This is a genomic window from Nocardiopsis metallicus (assembly GCF_014201115.1).
GTDB classification, from domain to species: domain Bacteria; phylum Actinomycetota; class Actinomycetes; order Streptosporangiales; family Streptosporangiaceae; genus Nocardiopsis; species Nocardiopsis metallicus.
This window is the reverse complement of the sequence record NZ_JACHDO010000001.1, coordinates 3,740,472-3,756,872: the sequence shown is the minus strand read 5'-3', so window position 1 is coordinate 3,756,872 and position 16,401 is coordinate 3,740,472. Positions and strand designations below refer to the sequence as shown.

Here is a 16,401-nt window from a genome sequence, read left to right as displayed (position 1 = left end):
TGCCCGCTCCCGGTTCCGAGGCGTGTGACCGGCGGTGCCCGAGGCGGGGTCAGTCGTCGACGTTGATCCTGTGCAGAGCGTAGTTCGTGTAGACGGCGGCGACCGGCTCCGTGCCCGCTCCGGGGCGCACGACGACGCCGACCCGCCGCCGTTCGTCGTCGTCGAGGCCGCTGTCGTCCGGGAGTGGCTGCTGGTCCGTGGCGGAGAGCACGAGCTCGCCGTTGACCCACAGACGCAGGTCCATGTACGGGTCGTCGCCGTCCTCGGCCACGTACTCGCAGGCGAACTGGAGGTGGTTCGTGGTCAGGTCGTCCACCCGCACGTCGTAGGGCAGGCCCTCGACGTCCGCGTCGCGCTCCTCGTTGAGGAGGTCGAAGGTCTCGAACCCCGGGACGTCCCTGGTCTCGGCGATCGCGGTGTCCCCGCTCTCCTCCGTCACCCGGCGGATCTGCGCCTGCTCGCCGTCGAAGCGCAGCAGTGCCTCGTACATCGTGCGCTCGTCGTCGCCCTCCTGGTCCCAGCAGCGCACCCCGAGGCTGGTCTCGGCCGGGCCGCGCAGCGGTGCGAGATCGGTGCTGATGAGGACGCGCTCGGGGGTCTCCCGGTCGTAGGGGGCGACCTCGCCGCGGGACGGGTTCCGGCCCGGGTCGAGCTGGAGGATCAGGGCGTTTTGCTGGTCCCAGTACCCGTCGGTCTCCTCGGGGTCGTCCGGGTCGAAGGTACGGAACCCGCTCCAACCGGGGTCGGTGGCGAAGTCCGTGACGTAGATGCTGGTGGTGTCCTCGGGCGGGCTGTCCGAACCGGAGAGCAACACCGTGGCGCCCACGCCGACGACCAGCGTGACCGCGGCCGCGGCGCCGCCGATGAGCAGCAGCTTGCGACGACCGCCCGTGGAGTTGCCGTCCGCCCCGTTCGGTCGCTGCCCGGGGCCACCCGGGCCACCCGGGCCATTCGGGCCACCCGGGCCACCTGGGCCGTTGTACGCGGTGTGAGCGGGCTGTCCGTGGGACGGTGACTGCCCGTAGGGGGCCTGACCGTGTTGGGCCTGGGCTTGCTGGGATTGGCCGTGCTGCCCGTACGGGGGTTGCCCGTACGAGGGCTGGCCGTACTGCTGGTGCTGGCCCGCGGGCGGGTAGCCGCCGCCAGGACCGCCGTGGCCGGCCTGGTTCGGGTACTGGCCGTAGCCGCCCTGCTGGGCGCCCGACTGCGGGCCGGACTGTGCCGGGTTCGCGTGGGGGAACTGCCCCGCCGGGTTCTGCTGTCCCTGGTACGGCGACTGGACCTGCTGGGTGGGCGGCACCGGCGGCTGCCCCTGATGGGTCGGCGACGCCTGCTGCGACGTCGTCGGGGTGAAACCGTTCGAGGGCGGGGTGCTCACCGGTGTCGTCGGATCCGGGGCCGCGGGACCCGAGGGCAGGTCCTGCGGTGGAGTGGCGGCAGCGCCCGAAGCCTGTTCGGCCAGCTCCGGATCGGTGGCCTGAGGAGGTAGGCCGGGCACTGGGGAACTGCTCGGCGGCGCCCACGAGGTGCTGATCGTGCGCCGGATAACCGCCTCCTCCGGATCCTGCTGGCCGGTCAGCCGGGCGAGCAGCTGCTGGGAGGTGGGCCGGTTCTCCGGCTTCTTGTCCAGCGCGGCGCCGACCAGGTCCAGCAGACTCGGGTCGAGCCCGTCCAACTTGGGCTGCGCCGAAGAGATGTTGTGCAGGACAGCCGGGACGGTACCCGCGTCGAAGGGCGCCTTCCCGGTCCCGGCGAAGGCCACCAGGCAGCCCCACGCGAAGATGTCGGCGGCGGCGGTGGCCTGCTCGCCCAGGATCAGCTCGGGCGCCATGTAGGAGGGGGTGCCCATGAGCTGGCTGGAGCGGGTGACCGCTCCGCTCGCGTCGTCCAGGGCGCGCGCGATTCCGAAGTCGATCACCTTGGGGCCGACCGGGGAGAGCAGGACGTTGGCGGGTTTGAGGTCGCGGTGCACGATCCCCGAACCGTGGATGGCGGTGAGCGCCGCCGCCACACCCATCGCCAGACCCTCGAGTGTTCCGCCGTGCATCGGCTCGCCGTGCCGGACCGCCTCGTCCAGGTTCGGGCCGGGCACGTACTCCGAGACGATGAAGAGGGGCTCGCCCTCCAGACGGGCGTCGATGACCCCGGCGGTGGAGAAGCGGGCGACCCGGCGCGCGGAGGCGACCTCGCGCGCGAAACGCAGCCGGAAGGACTCGTCGTCGGCCAGGTCCGGGTGGATCAGCTTGACGGCAACGGAGCGGTCGGCGGAGTCCTTGGCGAGGTAGACGGTGCCCATGCCACCGCGTCCCAGACGGCTGACGATGCGGTAACCGTCGAGTTCGCGCGGATCCCCCGCGCGCAGGGGTTTGCCGCTTTCGTGTCCGTTGGACGTCACAGTTGGGGGTCCCTCGTATGGATCGTGTGATTCGCGCCTAACAGCGTACCGACCTCGACACGCCGACGCGTTTGCGGTGTTACTCGGTTGTTCCGGGCCGGGAGCGGGCCCGAACTGGGGGGACGCGGGTCAGTCATCGAGGATCTCGGCCAGCCGGAAGCTCTCGAACAGGCCCCGGAAGGATGCGCCCCGGCCAGGTCCGGATGGATGACCTTGGGTGCGACCTGCTCTTCGAAGGGGCGCCCGGGCCAGGTGCACGGTGCCCGTGCCACCGGGTCCGAGGCGGCGCGGAACCCGGTAACCGCCCAGCTCGTGGGGGTCGCCAGGGTACCGGGGCGGGGTTGTCGTGCCCGTTCGGCATGTGGGGGCCTCATCGGATCGAGGGGTGCGCTGCGCCCCTGGGGCGGGGCGACGGGATGGCTGGGGACGGGCGGTCAGAGTACCGATCCCGCTGCGGATGCGGGGACACGGCCTGGCACGCGGCCGGGGGCGTGGTGGTTCCCGCGGCCGCTGTCGCGACGGGAGCCACGACCGGTCTCACAGATGGGGATGACGCAAATACGGAATCAGTTCCACGGAACCCCTCCTTTCGCTAGTATTCGAATGCATGTTCGAAGGTTTGGCCGTACTTCCCCGCGGTCGGGCCCTGTCGGTGGTGTGCCCGCGAACGCGGCAGGGCGCAGGGTAACGCAGGCGAGAGCAACAGGAGTCGGCCGATGCTGGGGGGAACTGTCGTGGGGCGGTACTACGGGGCGCACGTCACGGTCGTCGAGGCGGAAGGTCGGCCGACCCGGTTCACCTGGGAGGGGCGGGTGTACGGGATACGCAGGATCATCGACCACTGGGTGACCCTGCGCAGGGACTGGACGCCCGGTGCGGACTCCCAGGTCCCCGAGCGCAGACACTGGCGGGTGGAGGCCGGATCGGCCTACTCGCAGGGCGTGTACGAACTCCGCCAGGACACCGCGACCGATGAGTGGCTGCTCTCCCGCGTCTGGGGATGATCCGGCCGGGGCGCGGCGGGGCCGGGCCCCGGGCCGCTGTGTGAGCCGCGGCGCTCGAGCGGGGCACGGGTCTGAGTACGTGCCGCGGGCAGCCCGGCACGGCTGGCGCGGCCGGCGCGCTTGGTGGAGCGTGGAGTTTTGCTCCTCAGGGTCTCAGCGCCGCAGGGCCTCAGGCGAGGTCGGCCGGGATGAGCCCGTACACCGCCAGGTCGGAACGGCCCTGGTGCAGCGGCATGGCGTTGCGCTCGGTGCCCTCGGGGGTGAACCCGGCGGCCTCGGCCACCTTGCGCGAACCCGTGTTGCCCACGGCTGCCTTGAGCTCCACCCGTTGGAACCCCTGGTCCACGGCCCAGCGGGAGACCGCCACGACCGCCTCGGTGGCGTACCCCCTGCCGCGGCCCCAGGGCGAGACCCAGTAGCCGATCTCCGTGACCAGGGCGGGCCACTGCGTGCGAAGCAGCGCCACCGACCCGGTGAACCGGCCGGTCTCCTTGTCCACCATGGCCCAGTGCTGGCCGTCGCCGCCCGTGCGGATCGCCGGGGCGGCCCTCAGGCAGAACTCCTCGGCCGTCGCGCGGGTGTAGGCCTCCCCGGGGGCGGGCAGCGGAATCCACCGCTGGAGTTCGGGGTCCGCACACGAGGCGAGTACGTCGTCGATGTCGCCCTCGAGGAGGGCTCGAAGCCGCAGGCGCTCGGTCTCCAGGATGACCGCGGGCATGATCGGAGCGCTCTGGACTGTCGCCATGTGGATGTTCCCTCTACGCATTCGAACGACCGGTTGGTACCGGGCGCCACCCAAGTCTTGCACTCGGCGGCTCGGGCGGAAACTCACGTTATGTGCTCGGCGGAGCGGGAGGAAACAGGTTCTCGGCCACACGGGCCGGTGGCGGGGAGCCGACACGCCCCGCCACCCCGGGGATTCAGAGCAGGCCGCTGACCACCCGCTGGCGGATGGCCGTGTCGAAGACCTCGGCGAAGGCGTTGCCCGGGCACTCCGTGTCGAGCAGGTCCCGGTGCCGGGCCACCGCCTCCTGTTGGGTTGTCACTCCGGTGTCCGGGTTCACGTAATCGATCCGCGCGGCCGGGTCCACCCCGGTCAGCGCGCACAGCACCCGGAGAACGTCCACGAGCGAGTCCTGGGCGGCCCGGGTGGGGAGTTCGTCGGTGAAGTCACCGAGCAGGCACACGCCGATGTTGGCGTGGTTGAACCCGAACGCGTGCCCGGCCGTCACGGACTCGGCCAGGCCGGGCAGCGGCAGGGTGCGGAAGACCGGGACCCCGCCGCCCGAGTGGCGGCCCTCGTACACCACACCCCGGGGGTCCACGAGCAGGTGGTAGCCGATGTCGCCCCACGCCTGCTCGGCGGCGTGGAGGTGGTACACGGCCCGCACGTCCGCGGCGTGGTCGCCGGTGGTGGCCATCGCCGTGTGGTGCACGGTCAGCGCCTGCACCCGGTGGAACTGGGCGGGCCACAGCTCGTTTCCGTCCTCGTCGAAGCGCAGCGACTCGTCGGCGCCCCACCCCGACCTGGTGCGCAGCCGAAGCACGGAACCGCCGGAGAGGGTGGTGACCCCCGCGTCCTCTGCGGACAGCGACACCCGCTCCCGGCCGCTGAAGCCCAGCTCCTCTCCGTCGCGCACGTTCACGGCGGTCAGGTCGGCGCCGTTCGCCCCGCGCACCTGGTATCCGGTCGCGTCTTCGGGTGCCCTGGCGAGGGCGGTGGCCGACGGTGGCAGGTGCTCGGGGCCGCCGGTGTGGAAGTGCAGGTCCTGCCAGTCGCCGAGGGTCCCCGCCGCTGTCTCGAAGCGCACGACGGCGCCCTCGGCGACCTCCTCGGGCCGCTGGGCGACGGAGATGAGGTCGAACCGCAGTTCCGGTCGGACGAGCGCGCCGCTGGCGATCGCCCGCTCACCGAGGACGCGGGGCGCGGTGCGGGCCCCGGAGGCCGGGCCTGCGGAGGCCGGGGCGGAGGCGGTCGCGGAGGGCGGCAGGGCGGGGGCGAGCGCGCTCAGGCCGACCGCGGCGGTGGCAGTGGTCAGAAAGGTACGCCGTCGCATGGAAGATCCGTTCCGTTCTGGGGTGGGTCCCGGTCCGGGACCCAGGCGTGTTCGGCGGGCACGTGAGCTGCCGCGTGCCGCTTCGCTGGCACTCGCGCCGTGTCCTGCGGTCTGGGCAAGGGGCACGGGTGCACCACCGTTCACGGGCGGGCGGCATGCGCCGAACACGCCCTGGGCCGGGGCAGGGGTGCGACCGGGGCGCGGGCACCGGGACAGGGTGACACGGGGATGTGACACGAGGCACTCTCAGTGGGGTCTTCGGAGTGCCGTGGCGTGCTTTCGCCCCCGTCCGAAAACCCGCTGGTCACAGCGGATATTCGGGCTATGTCGGTTACTCCGGATACAGCGGGCGCGATGGTCGCCGGAGTCGCTGGCGTCCCGCCCGGACCTGCCGGGCCTGGTGGTCCTCCGCGGCCTCACCAAGACCTGGTCGCCGGCCGGGCCGCGCGCCGGCTGCCTGCTCGCACCGCCGGACCCGGCCACCCGGTTGGCCCCGGCGCGGCCGCTGTGGTCGGTCTCCCCCCCCGGCCCCGGCCGCCACCGTGGCCTGTTGCGAACCCGGGACCCCAGCCGCGGCCCGGGTGGAAGAACTGGCGGCCCACCGCGAGGCGCTCGCGACGGAGCCGAGCGGGTTCGGGATGGCTGTCGCCCCGGCGACGAAAACATTGTTTCTGCTGGTCAAAGCGTATAACGCGGAGTTTCTCAGGGTTCGTTCGCGTGATCACGGCATCGCTTTCCGTGAGAATGGCACCTTTCCGGGGCGGGGGCCGAGTGGTTTCGTGTTGCTGTCCGTGACTTCAGTACACAGCGCGTACTCACGCGGACTCTGGCACAGTTGGTGATGACTTGAGGACCCCGGCGTTCGGACCGGGGGAGCCGCGCCGGGTCGGGGGGACCCGTGCGAGCGGCGTGACCGTCGCGGACTACGCTGGTCCGAATTCGTATCGAACCAGGTGGAACCGGGCAGCTCACAGACCTCTTCTCTTCTTCGGGGAGCGATCATGACCAACGATGACCGCGAGGACACCTATCGCGGCGAGCAGGAGGGCTCGAGGTGGCGGGGCAGCGGTCCCGCGCCCGGCGCGGGACCGCTCCTGGGCGGCCTCCTGGACGGACTGCCGGAGAGCGGCAAGGGCACCCAGGCGCGCGATCCCAGACCCGCGGCTCCGCCGCACAACCCCTTCCGGCGTTCGTTCCCGGGACCGGAGGTGCCGCCCGCCCAGCCGGAGCCGCATCCCGCGCCCGAGAACGCCGCCGATCCCGCGCCGGCACCCGCCCCGCCACCCGCACCCGGACCGGCCGCCGGGCACCAGGTGCCGGGACGGCCCGGGCCGGACCTGCCCGAACCGGAGAACCCTCGCCCGGCATCGCACACCACGACGGCCGCCCCCCTGGCACCCCCGCTGAGCGAACCCCGGTTCAACGTCATCCCCTTCCGCTCGGGCACCCGTAACCCCGGGCCCGCACAGGCGCCACAGGTGCCACCGGCACCTCAGGCGCCGCAGGAACAGCGTGACCCCCATCCTCCAGAGGCCGAGCGGCCCCAGCCGCCCGAGCCTGCCATGAACCCCGGCCATGCGGACGAGAACCCCGCGGCCGCCGAACCGAAGCAGAGCGACACCGTGCACGCACACGAAGCAGCGGCGCCCCTCGAGGCACCGCAGCACACCGGTCCGCACCAACGGACCGAACCAGAGGATCCGCAGGAGAAGGCCCCGGCCCTGGTCCCGGCCATCCAGGCCGCCCGGCAGGCCCTGAACGAGCAGGCTCGGGACGCCCGTACCAAGGACGCCGAGGTTCAGAGCGCCAAGGCCCACAGCCCCGACTCCCGGGACTCGCAGCCCCGGGGCGCCCAGACGGAGCAGACGGCCCAGGGAACCCCGGCCGCTCCGGCCGTCGGCCGGCCCGGCGCCGACGACGTCTGGAACGGGACCGACCACGCCTTCGACGACGCCGAGCGCGCCGCCGTCTACCGCGCCATCCGCGAACGCCGCGACGTCCGCGCGGGCTTCCGTCCCGAGCCGGTCCCCGCCGACGTGCTCACCCGCGTGCTGGAAGCCGCCCACCAGGCGCCCAGCGTCGGGCACACCCAGCCGTGGGACTTCCTCGTCATCGACGACCCCGAACTCCGCTCGAGGGTGCGCGACCTCGCGCAGAACGAGCGCGACACCCAGGCCCACACCCGGCCCGCCACCCGCGCGCACGCCTTCTCCGGGCTCAAGGTCGAGGCGGTCCTGGAGAGCCCGCTCAACGTCGTCGTCACCGTCGACCCCAGTCGCGGACCGCACAGTCCCGGACGGCACTCCAGGCCCGCCTCGTACTCGGCCGCGCTCGCGGTGGAGAACCTGTGGCTGGCCGCCCGTGCGGAGGGCCTCGGTGTCGGCTGGGTCGCCTTCGCCGACGAGCGCGAGGTCGCCCGCATCCTGGACCTGCCCTCTCACCTCGAGGTCGTCGCCTACCTGTGCGTCGGCTACGTCGAGGAGTTCCCCACCGAACCCGAACTCAGCCTCGGTGGCTGGGCCAAGGGACGTCCCCTGTCCTGGGCGGTGCACCGCGACCGTTACGGTCGCCGCGGTCTGCCCGGCCAGGAGCCGACCACCCTGCTGGAGGAGACCATCACCGCCATCGGAGCGCTCAACGCCCGAGCCGTGGAGGAAGCCAGGGACCGGCAGGACCGGATGACCAAGCCACAGGGGTCCCTCGGGATCCTCGAGGTGGTCTCGGTGCAGCTGGCCGGGCTGGCGGGGGAGTGCCCCCCGCCGGTGCCCGAGCCCGCCGCCGTGGCGGTGTTCGCCGGTGACCACGGGGTGTACGCCCAGGGGGTGACCGCCTGGCCGCAGGAGGTCACCGCGCAGATGGTGCAGAACTTCCTCGACGGCGGGGCCGTGGTCAACGCCTTCGCCGAACAGGTGGGCGCGGAGGTCACCGTGATCGACGTCGGTGTGGTCGGCGACCTGCCGAAGGGATCGGGCCTGCTGCCGCGCAAGGTCGCGCGCGGCACCGCCGACTTCACCCAGGGCCCGGCGATGACCCGGGACCAGGCGCTCCAGGCGCTGGAGGGCGGTATCGAGATCGCCCGGGACCTGGTGTCGGCGGGCAACCGCTGCCTGATCACCGGCGACATGGGGATCGGGAACACCACCCCGGCCGCCGCCCTGGTGTGCGCGTTCACCGGCGCGGATCCCTCGGTCGCCACCGGTCGCGGGACCGGGATCGACGACGCCACCTACGAGCGCAAGGTGGAGGTGGTCCGCCAGGCGCTGAAGGCCAACCCGGTGGACCTCGAGGACCCGATCGGGACCCTCGCCGCGCTCGGCGGGCTGGAGCACGCGGCGCTGGCCGGTTTCATCCTCGGCGGTGCGGCCCTGCGGGTGCCGGTGCTGCTGGACGGCGTGATCGCCGGTTCGGCCGCCCTCGCGGCGGCCGCGATCTCCCCGGAGTCGCTCAGTGCCTGCTTCGCCGGACACCGTTCGGCCGAGCCCGGCCACGCGGTGGCCCTGGAACACCTCGGGCTGACCCCGCTGGTTGACCTGGAGATGCGCCTGGGCGAGGGTTCGGGCGCGCTGCTGGCGCTGCCGCTGCTGCAGGGGTCGGCCAGGGCGCTGCGCAACGTGGCCACCTTCGACACCGCGGGTGTGTCCACCGCGCACTAACCGAAGCCCGCGAACCGAAGCGTGCTACCGACGACGGATCCCGGTGCCCGACCCGGCGCCGGGGTCCGTCGTCGTTCACCCCGAGACCGGGTCTTGCGGCCGTCCGGCCTCGACCCGGCCCGGCACCGCCGTTCCCCTGCGCTACCCGCCCCTGCGCTACCCGCCCCTGCGATACCCGCACTGCACTGCACGGCATTGCACTGCCCGCCCGCCGTCGTTCGCTGCGGGTCGCTCGTTCCGCGCTGCCCCCTCGTGCTTCGTTCGGCTCCGTACCGCTCGCCCTTCCCCGCCTTGGATGCGGTGCGCGTCACCCTTTCCCGTGCTCGCCCCTTTACCTCCGTGTAATACCGCTTTGACAAGGTGCTTTGGAGTAATCGCCGAATATCGCCGGCGGCGCGCCAGGCCCCGGGCCCTGTGTGCGCACCCCGCCGTCGAAGCCGGGGGGCCGGTGCGGACGACCGAAGGGGTGCGATCCGTGACTTATCTCCTGGGCTTGCGCATGAAGGACCGAGACGTCCTCGTCGTCGGCGGTGGAAGGGTGGCCCAACGCCGGGTCCCCGTCCTACTGGAGGCCGGTGCCCGCGTCACCCTCGTCTCCCCGGAGGCCTCCGCCGCTCTGGAGGACCTCGCCGACGCCGGCCACCTCACCTGGCTGCGCCGCCCCTGGGAGGCCGGTGACGTCAGCGGTCCCGATGCCCCCGCCTTCTGGCTCGTGCACGCCGCGACGGACTCTCCCGAGGTCAACGCCGAGATCGCCGAGGAGTCGGAGGGCTGCCGGGTCTGGTGCGTGCGCGCCGACGACCGGCACGCCTCCTCCGCCTGGACCCCGGCCAGCGGTTCGGCCAACGGCATCACCGTGGGCGTGATCGCCTCGGGCGACCCCCGGCGCTCCGCCGGCCTGCGCGACGCCGTCATCGACGGCCTGGCCGACGGCACCCTGGACGCCCGCCGCGGCCGCGAACGCCTGCGCGGTGTCGCCCTCGTCGGCGGCGGCCCCGGCGACCCGGGCCTGATCACCGTCCGCGGCCAGCAGCTGCTCTCCCAGGCCGACGTCGTGGTGGTGGACCGCCTCGCCCCGACCTCGCTCCTGGACCGCCTGCCCGCGGAGGTGGAGATCGTGGACGCCTCCAAGATCCCCTACGGCCGCTCCATGACACAGGAGGACATCAATTCCGTCCTCGTCGAGCGCGCCCGGGAAGGCAAGTTCGTGGTCCGGCTCAAGGGCGGCGACTCCTTCCTCTTCGGCCGCGGCGGCGAGGAGGCCGCGGCCTGCTCCGCCGCGGGCGTCCCCGTGATCGCCGTCCCCGGAGTGACCAGCGCCCTGGCCGCCCCGGCCAGTGCCGGGATCCCCGCCACCCACCGCGGTGTGGCCCAGGACGTGCACATCGTCTCCGCGCACGTGGCCCCCGGCGACAGCCGCTCCACCGTGGACTGGGCCGGGCTGGCCCGCGCGGGCGGCACCGTGGTCGCCCTCATGGGCGTGCAGCGGATCGAGGCCATCACCGAGGCCCTCATCGAGAACGGCCGCGCCCCGGACACTCCCGTCGCGGTCGTCCAGGAGGCCACACTGCCAGGACAGCGGACGGTGACGGGTACGCTGGCGGACATCGCCGCCTCGGCCCGATCGGCCCAAGTACGGCCCCCCGCCGTGGTGATCATCGGAGAAGTGGTCAAAACAGCGCGGGATCTTGACATACTGCACACGGGAGCCCAGTTCGAGATCGATCAACTGGCAACCGGGCGCGATCTTCAGTGAGACCTCCGGCGGCGCTGCCCGCCAGCCGCGCCGCCGGGGGAATCCCAGTACCGATGAGGAGGGCACACCGATCATGACCCGGCCGTCGGCCGCACCGAACGCCTCGGGCGAAGGTGCCTCGGACCGGTTCGGAACCGGACCGGACGCCGCCTCCGCCCAGCCCGCCGCACCGGGCCCCGAAGCCATGCACCTGGCCGGTGTACCCGACGAACGCCGGGGCCCCACGGTCCCCGTGCCCGCCGGACCCGCCAAACACCGCGCCCCGAGCAACGAGGACGACCGCTTCGAACAGGTACTGGAGTCGCTGCGCAAGCAGATCCGGGACCTGGAGTTCGCACCGGGTATCCCCGGAGCCGAGGAGGGCGAGGTCCTCCAGTCAGACGTCCTGGCCCAGCTCTCCGACTACGTCCTGCCCCGGGTGCGCCGTCCCGACATCCCCCTGCTCATCGCCGTGGCCGGTTCCACCGGCGCCGGCAAGTCCACCCTGGTCAACAGCCTGGTCGGCGAGCAGGTCACCACCACCGGCGTGCGTCGGCCCACCACCAACAGCCCGGTGCTGGCCTGCAACCCCGCCGATGTCGACTGGTTCAGCGAAGCCTCCTTCATCCCCTCCCTGCCCCGGGTGCGCCAGCAGGGCCTGGCCATGCCCGGCAAGGACGGCATGCTGGTGCTCGCCGCCACCGAGGCCATGCCCCCCGGCGTGGCCCTGCTCGACACCCCCGACGTCGACTCCGCCGTCGCCGCCCACCACGAGTTCGCCGCCAAGTTCCTGGACGCCGCCGACCTGTGGGTGTTCGTCACCACCAGCGGCCGGTACGCGGACGCGCGCGTGTGGGAGTTCCTCCAGGTGGCCCGGGACCGCGACACCTCCCTGGCCGTGGTGCTCTCCCGGGTGCCCCGCAAGGGCCGTCGCCAGCTCCTGGACCACTTCGGCGCGATGCTCGAGGCCAACGGCCTGGGCAACGCCGCCCGCTTCGCGATCCCCGAGACCGACCAGATCGAGGGCGAACGCTTCACCTCCAACGTCGCCGACCACATCCGGGACTACCTCGCGGACGTGGCCGGTGAGGCCGAACAGCGTGACCGGGTCTCCCGGCGCACCTTCATCGGGGTCATCGACAGCTTCCGCAGCCGCGTCCCCGAACTCGCCCGGCAGGTCGAGGCGCAGATCGAGACCGGCCGCTCCCTGGGCGCCGACGTCGACGACGCCTACGCCGGCGCGGCCGCCCGGATCGACACCGCCCTGGGCGACGGCACCCTGCTGCGCGGCTCCCTGCTCGCCCGGTGGCAGGAGGTCGCGGCCAGCGGCGAACTCGCCAAGAGCCTGCGCCTGCGCGGTAAGCGGGCCCGCAAGGGCCGCGCCGAACAGGCCGAGCGCGGCCAGCGGGTCAGCGCTCTGGAACGCGCCGTCCGCGACGCGCTGGAGGCCCTGGTGGTCTCCGCCAACGAGCGCGCCTCGGACCAGATCGAGCAGCGCTGGCGGGAGGTCCCCGGCGGCGCCGAACTGGCGGAGAAGGCCCTCGACCAGCCCGGCAGCGGGCTGCTCGCCAAACAGGTCCGCCAGGAGATCTCCGAGTGGCAGCAGGAGATCGCGGAGATGACCGCGGCCAACGGCGCCACCAAACGATCGGTGGCCCGCTTCGTCACCTTCGACCACGAGATCGTCGCCCTGGTCATGATCATCGACCTGCTCGGCTACGAACGATCCCATTCCGGAGGCGGCGCCCACGCGGCCCACACCTCCGGGCCGTCCCCGCAGCGCCTGCTCAAGGGGCTGTTCGGCGCCCAGTCGTTGCGAAGCATCGGCGGCTCCGCGCGGGAGAACCTGCGCAAGCGGGTCCTCGGGCTGCTCACCCACGAGCGAGCGCCCTTCGACCACGCCCTGTCGACGGCGGGCATCCCGTCCGAGGACAGCGCCGTCCAGCTCTACCAGGCCACGTACAACCTTGAGATTGCGCGATGACAACTCAGTGGAACCCCGCTCACACGGGGGGCACCGGTCCGGGTCCGAGCCGCGACGAGGGCGAGGAGCGCGAGAGCGGACCCGCCGCGGACGGTTCCGCCTCGGAGGGGGCCGGAACCCGGGAACCCGCCCCGCACGATTCCCGCGCGCACGATTCCGCGGCGAGCAGCCCCTGGAACGACGAGCGCGCCGCTCCGGATCCGGAGCCCTCCGCCCCGACCAGGGAACCCGCCTCCCACCAGGGCGGCCCCTGGCGCGGCTACACGATGCCGGTGCCCGAACACCCCGCGCACGCCGAGGAGCGTGAACGGGCCGCCTCGGAAGCGGCGGCCTTCGAGCCGCCCGCCTACGACGGAATCACCGGTTACCCGGACCCCTCCGGAGCGGGCACGGCACAGGGCGCCTCCCAGGAGGAATCCCAGGGCGACGCCAGAGCCCCAGGGCGACCGGAACCTCACCCGGAGTCGGCGGAAGCGGCCAGGGCCCGTCAGCGTCGCTTCGGGCGCCACGCGCGCCCCTCCGCCGCCGCGGCGGACGAGGCCGGCGCCGAAGGCGTGGACGGTGACGGGAACCGGCGCCGCCGCGGCGAGGCCGACCACGACGACCCCGACGGTCTGGCGGGCTGGGTCGGCAGTCTCACCGAGGCCGCAGACGACACCCGCATCGCCGGGCGCAACACCGGTGCCTTCCCGGCGGTCACCCCGGACACCGAACGCCCGGACGGCCAGGGCGGGCGTCCGGCCCGGCGTACCACCGGCCGGACCGACGACCGCACCGCCGGTGCCGACCTGCTCGACGACGGGCCGGACGGCCCTGCCTCCGACCCCGTGGCCGAAGCCGCCGCGGAGCGCGACCCCGAGCACGCTTCGGAGCGCGGCGGGCGGGGGGAGCGCCCCCGCCGCCACACCTCCCGTCCGGCCCCCGGAGTCGCCCAGCAGACCACCGCCACCTGGGTTCCGGGCCCCGAGGACGACGAGCGGGCCGAGGGCACCGACACGGAGGAGGCCCGGAGCGGGACGGCGGAGACCGCGCGTGCCGGAGCCCCCGCAGCCGCCGGGGCCACCGGCGACAGCGCCCGGACCGCCGAGCCGGGTACCGCGGCCCCGGAACAGGGTGGGGCCGCCGACGACGACCCCGAACCCCTGCCCCGCCGCGTCCCCGGGCCCTCCGCCGTCTCGGGCGCCTTCCGGGCGATCGGGGCCGACACCACCGCACCGCGCACCGGCCCCGACGCTTCCGGTTCGGGCGCCCCTGGCCACGGCACCGGGCCACAGGCCGTGGGCGGGCAGGCACGGGACGGCTCCGGCTCGGCAGCGGACGAAGAGGAGTACCGCCCCACCAGCCACGACCACTGGCAGCCCACCAGCACCACCAGCCGCGCCGAGCTCATCGAGCGGCTGGACGCCCTGAGCACCCTCGTCGAACTGGGCCAGGAGGACCTGCCCGAGGAGGTCCTGGGCCGGGCCGGACAGCTGCTGGACCACGCCGGGGCGCGCCTGCGCCTGTCCGGTGAACACACGGTCGTGGCACTGGCCGGAGGCACGGGAAGCGGGAAGTCATCCCTGTTCAACGCCTTGTGCGGGCTCGAACTCTCCCAGACCGGCGTCACCCGCCCCACCACGTCCAAGGCGCACGCCTGCGTGTGGGGGCACGAGGGCGCCGACGCGCTCCTGAGCTGGCTGGGTGTGCCCACGCGCTACCGGCACTCGCGCACCAGCGTCCTGGACACGGGCAACTCAGAGCTGACCGGCCTGGTCCTGCTCGACCTGCCCGACCACGACTCGGTCCGCAGCATGCACACCGCGGAGGCCGACCGGCTCATCGGTTCGGTGGACCTGCTCGTGTGGGTGCTCGACCCGCAGAAGTACGCCGACGCCGCCGTGCACCACCGCTACCTGGCCAAGATGGCCGGGCACGGTGCGGTCACCGTCGCCGTCCTCAACCAGGTGGACAAGGTCGCGCCGGACGAGCTGGAGGAGCTCCTCACCGACCTGCGCCGCCTCCTGGAGACGGAGTCGGGTGTGCACCCGCGGGTGATCACCACCTCCACCGTGACCGGCCAGGGTATTCGCGAGGTGCGCGAGTTCCTGAGTGAGACGGTCATCGAGCGCCGGGCCCTGGTCGACCGCCTGGTCGCCGACCTGGACCAGGTCATCGAACCCTTCGAGGAGTTCTACGGCGAAGGGGAGATCCCCGAGACGGTGCCCGCCCAGGTCCGGTCCCGGATCCAGGAGGGCCTGGCCAAGGCTGCCGGTGTCACCGCTGTGGCCGACGTGGTGGAGACCAACGACGTCCGACGCGGCAAGCGCCGGGTCGGCTGGCCGGTGGCCCGCCAGATCGCCAAGCTCCGCAAGGACCCGCTCGCCGCGGTCCAGCTCGACTTCCTGCGCCGGGACGAACCCGGTGTGGGCGGTCCGGTCGACGCGCACGAGGCCGAACTGGAGACGGTTCTGGGTGAGGCCGCCGACCAGGTGTCCGCGCAGATGCCCGGCCCGTGGCGCCGCCGGATGCGCACGGCCGCCCGCAGCGGGGTGGCGGAACTGCCGACCGAACTCGGTGAGGCGGTCGCGGGCGCGGTCGGTGATCCGGACCGCAGTCCGTCGTGGTGGAAGACGGCCCGCGCGGTGCAGTACGCACTGCTCGCCGTGGCCGGTGCGGGGTTCGCCTGGGCCCTGCTGTCCCTGCTGAGCTGGCTCGGCGGCGGCATCACCGGCCTGCGGATGTTCGATGACCCGGTCTTCATCGCCTACTCGGGCGCCCTGCTCCTGGCCAGTCTCCTGGTGGGCTGGCTGACCGGGGTGGGCTGCGGGAACCTCGTGGAGGTGGCCGCGGTCCAGCGCCGTGAGGACGTGGAGCGCACCGCACAGGGACGGGTCCGGGAGATCGCCGGGGTCCGGGTCGTGACCCAGCTGGAGAACGAACTCGCCCGCTACCGGGCCTTCCGGGCCGCCTACGAGGTGGCCAGGGTCAAGGGCTGAGTCCTCGAGAACTGAGTCGTCGGGGCTTGAGCCGCGTGCCGTGGTGAGGGGCCGGTGGAGGTCCGGGCCGCGAAGCGGACTCGGGATCGATACGGTCCCGGCGCGCACAACAGAACACAGCGGCCACAACACGAGAGGTCGGCCGAGGGTGAGCCTCGACCGACCCGAAGTGATCGGGGGCGGGCAGCCTGAGGGCTGCCCGCCCCCGATCGTGTCAGGGAGGGGGACTTAGAGCCAGTTCCAGATCTTCTTCGCCATTTGATGCTCCTACGGTTCGAGTGCTGTGTGCTGTGTGCTGTGTGCTGAGTGCTGACGGGGATCGGGCGGTCGGTGCGTCGGACAAGACGGTGCCCGACGGACCGGTCCAGATTTCCGGCCGGAACCACCGATGCCCTATGGCAGGATGCCCCAATTTGTCACGCTAACCAAGCCCCCTGGAACAGAGGGTGAGGACTAAGGTAGCCTCAGCCTGCAAGGTACATACAATCGGCAATTAAGTTATTACCCAAAGTAATGTAAAGTAGTGCCGGTGTGATTGCCCGGCGCCTACCAGGAAGGATGTCGAACCCCGCTGGTCACCGACTGGCACCGCGAG

The 16,401-nt window shown here is 72.8% G+C and carries 8 protein-coding genes; 5 read left to right on the top strand and 3 right to left on the bottom strand.

The window, feature by feature from the left end:
* Positions 1 to 49: 49 nt before the first annotated feature.
* Positions 50 to 2,395, bottom strand: coding sequence for a serine/threonine-protein kinase (locus HNR07_RS16310; protein WP_184365725.1), 2,346 nt, complete (start codon positions 2,393 to 2,395; stop codon positions 50 to 52).
* A gap of 716 nt (positions 2,396 to 3,111) precedes the next feature.
* Here HNR07_RS16310 and HNR07_RS16305 point away from each other — a divergent pair.
* Complete coding sequence (locus HNR07_RS16305) at positions 3,112 to 3,399, top strand: DUF6504 family protein (protein WP_184365724.1); 288 nt, start codon at positions 3,112 to 3,114, stop codon at positions 3,397 to 3,399.
* A gap of 169 nt (positions 3,400 to 3,568) precedes the next feature.
* Here HNR07_RS16305 and HNR07_RS16300 read toward each other — a convergent pair whose 3' ends face one another.
* On the bottom strand, positions 3,569 to 4,144 hold the full coding sequence (locus HNR07_RS16300) for a GNAT family N-acetyltransferase (RefSeq protein ID WP_184365723.1): 576 nt from the start codon (positions 4,142 to 4,144) through the stop codon (positions 3,569 to 3,571).
* A gap of 175 nt (positions 4,145 to 4,319) precedes the next feature.
* Positions 4,320 to 5,456, bottom strand: coding sequence for a peptidoglycan recognition protein family protein (locus HNR07_RS16295; protein ID WP_184365722.1), 1,137 nt, complete (start codon positions 5,454 to 5,456; stop codon positions 4,320 to 4,322).
* 1,001 nt (positions 5,457 to 6,457) lie between these two features.
* Here HNR07_RS16295 and cobT point away from each other — a divergent pair.
* The 4 genes from cobT (at position 6,458) to HNR07_RS16275 (ending at position 15,806) form a co-directional block, all read left to right on the top strand.
* Positions 6,458 to 9,109, top strand: coding sequence for a nicotinate-nucleotide--dimethylbenzimidazole phosphoribosyltransferase (cobT, locus tag HNR07_RS16290; protein WP_184365721.1), 2,652 nt, complete (start codon positions 6,458 to 6,460; stop codon positions 9,107 to 9,109).
* A gap of 475 nt (positions 9,110 to 9,584) precedes the next feature.
* Entirely contained in the window at positions 9,585 to 10,865 is a 1,281-nt protein-coding gene (gene cobA, locus HNR07_RS16285) for a uroporphyrinogen-III C-methyltransferase (protein WP_312893831.1), read from the top strand.
* A gap of 73 nt (positions 10,866 to 10,938) precedes the next feature.
* Positions 10,939 to 12,828 (top strand): dynamin family protein, encoded by a 1,890-nt coding sequence (locus HNR07_RS16280; protein WP_184365720.1) that lies wholly within the window; start codon positions 10,939 to 10,941, stop codon positions 12,826 to 12,828.
* Positions 12,825 to 15,806, top strand: coding sequence for a GTPase (locus HNR07_RS16275; RefSeq protein WP_184365719.1), 2,982 nt, complete (start codon positions 12,825 to 12,827; stop codon positions 15,804 to 15,806). The genes HNR07_RS16280 and HNR07_RS16275 overlap by 4 nt, the downstream gene beginning before the upstream one ends.
* The last annotated feature ends 595 nt before the right edge of the window (positions 15,807 to 16,401 follow it).

What these genes read in the sequence shown, in the direction of transcription:
- HNR07_RS16305 (WP_184365724.1), top strand. Translation starts at nt 3,112, where the DNA reads ATGCTGGGGGGAACTGTCGTGGGGCGGTACTACGGGGCGCACGTCACG.
- HNR07_RS16300 (WP_184365723.1), bottom strand. Translation starts at nt 4,144, where the DNA reads ATGGCGACAGTCCAGAGCGCTCCGATCATGCCCGCGGTCATCCTGGAG.
- HNR07_RS16295 (WP_184365722.1), bottom strand. Translation starts at nt 5,456, where the DNA reads ATGCGACGGCGTACCTTTCTGACCACTGCCACCGCCGCGGTCGGCCTG.
- cobT (WP_184365721.1), top strand. Translation starts at nt 6,458, where the DNA reads ATGACCAACGATGACCGCGAGGACACCTATCGCGGCGAGCAGGAGGGC.
- HNR07_RS16280 (WP_184365720.1), top strand. Translation starts at nt 10,939, where the DNA reads ATGACCCGGCCGTCGGCCGCACCGAACGCCTCGGGCGAAGGTGCCTCG.
- HNR07_RS16275 (WP_184365719.1), top strand. Translation starts at nt 12,825, where the DNA reads ATGACAACTCAGTGGAACCCCGCTCACACGGGGGGCACCGGTCCGGGT.